1 protein-coding gene is annotated in these 1,743 nt (G+C 64.5%); it reads left to right on the top strand.

Annotation, left to right across the window (positions count from 1 at the left end):
- Nucleotides 1–1,743, top strand: a 1,743-nt coding sequence (locus E5W70_RS23220; protein ID WP_292662872.1) for a hydantoinase/oxoprolinase family protein, incomplete at both ends; no start/stop codon positions are given.

Here is a 1,743-nt window from a genome sequence, read left to right as displayed (position 1 = left end):
GCGGCTTCGCCGCCACCCTCCCCTCAAGGGGGAGGGAAAGCCCCCGCCTCATGTTCATGATGTCGTCGGGCGGCCTCACCGCCGCCGACATGTTCCAGGGCAAGGACGCGCTGTTGTCCGGCCCGGCCGGCGGTGTCGTCGGCATGGTCGAGACGGCAAAACTCGCCGGTTTCGGCAAGGTCATCGGCTTCGACATGGGCGGCACCTCGACCGATGTCGCCCATTACGATGGCGACTACGAGCGCGCCTTCGACACCGAGGTCGCCGGCGTGCGCATCCGCGCGCCGATGATGCGCATCCACACCGTCGCTGCAGGCGGCGGCTCGATCCTGCATTATGAGGCCGGCCGCTTTCGCGCTGGGCCGGATTCGGCCGGCGCCAATCCCGGCCCGGCCGCCTACCGGCGCGGCGGTCCGCTGGCCGTCACCGACGCCAACGTCATGCTGGGCAAACTGCAGCCCGAGTTCTTCCCGGCCATTTTCGGACCGGGCCAGGACGAACCACTCGACGTGCAGAAGGTTCGCGAAAAATTCGCCGCACTCGCCGCCGAGATTGGCGACGGCCGCACGCCTGAGGCCGTTGCCGAAGGGTTCGTCACCATCGCCGTCGAAAACATGGCCAATGCCATCAAGAAGATTTCGGTGCAGCGCGGCTACGATGTCACCGAATACCTCCTGAACTGTTTCGGCGGCGCCGGCGGCCAGCACGCTTGCCTGGTCGCCGATGCGCTCGGCATGGAGGCGGTGCTGATCCATCCGTTCTCTGGCCTGCTGTCGGCCTATGGCATCGGACTGTCCTCTGTGTTCGCGTCACGCCAGCAGGCGCTGCTGAAGCCGCTGGCGGAAGATTCCGGGCCAGCAATCGATGAACTCATTGCAACGCTGCGCAAAGCCGTCATCGGCGAACTCGCCGCGCAAGGCATCAGCGAAGACGCGGTCGCCTCGAAGCCGGTGCTGCAGATCCGCTATGACGGCACCGATACCGCGCTGCCCGTGAATTTCGAGCATGGCTCGATTGCGCAGGCCAAGGCGAACTTCGAACTGGCGCACAAGGCGCAGTTCGGTTTCGTCTACGACGACAAGCCGATGATCGTCGAATCGATCGGCGTCGAGGGTACCGATACCGGCGGCACCGGCCGCGACGAAAGCGATTCGGTTGTTGAAGACATGGCCGCAAGTCCTTCCGGGACCCGGAAAATCTTTGTCGACGGCGTCTGGCGCGACGCCGGCATCTTCCCTCGCGAGACGCTGAAGCCCGGCAACAAGATCGCCGCCCCCGCTTTGATCATCGAGCCGAACCAGACCATTATCGTCGAGCCGGGCTGGCAGTCCGAAATCACCGCCAGGAACCACGTACTGATGCGCCGCATCGAGAAGAAGCGCCGGCACGCCGCACTCGGCACCGAAGCCGATCCGGTGATGCTGGAGGTCTTCAACAACCTGTTCATGTCGATCGCCGAACAGATGGGCGTAACGCTGCAGAACACCGCCTATTCCGTCAACATCAAGGAGCGGCTCGATTTCTCCTGCGCCGTTTTCGATCGGAACGGCGCGCTGGTCGCCAACGCGCCGCATATGCCGGTGCATCTCGGCTCCATGGACCGCTCCGTGGAGACCATCATCCGGCTCAATTCCGGCGACATTCACCCCGGCGACGTCTTTGCCCTCAACGCCCCTTACAATGGCGGCACGCATCTGCCTGATATCACAGTGGTGACGCCGGTGTTTTCCCTCCCCCCCGAGG

Origin of the sequence: Mesorhizobium sp., assembly GCF_005063415.1 — a bacterium.
In the GTDB taxonomy this organism is placed as follows: domain Bacteria; phylum Pseudomonadota; class Alphaproteobacteria; order Rhizobiales; family Rhizobiaceae; genus Mesorhizobium.
This window is presented reverse-complemented; position numbering and strand designations above follow the sequence as displayed.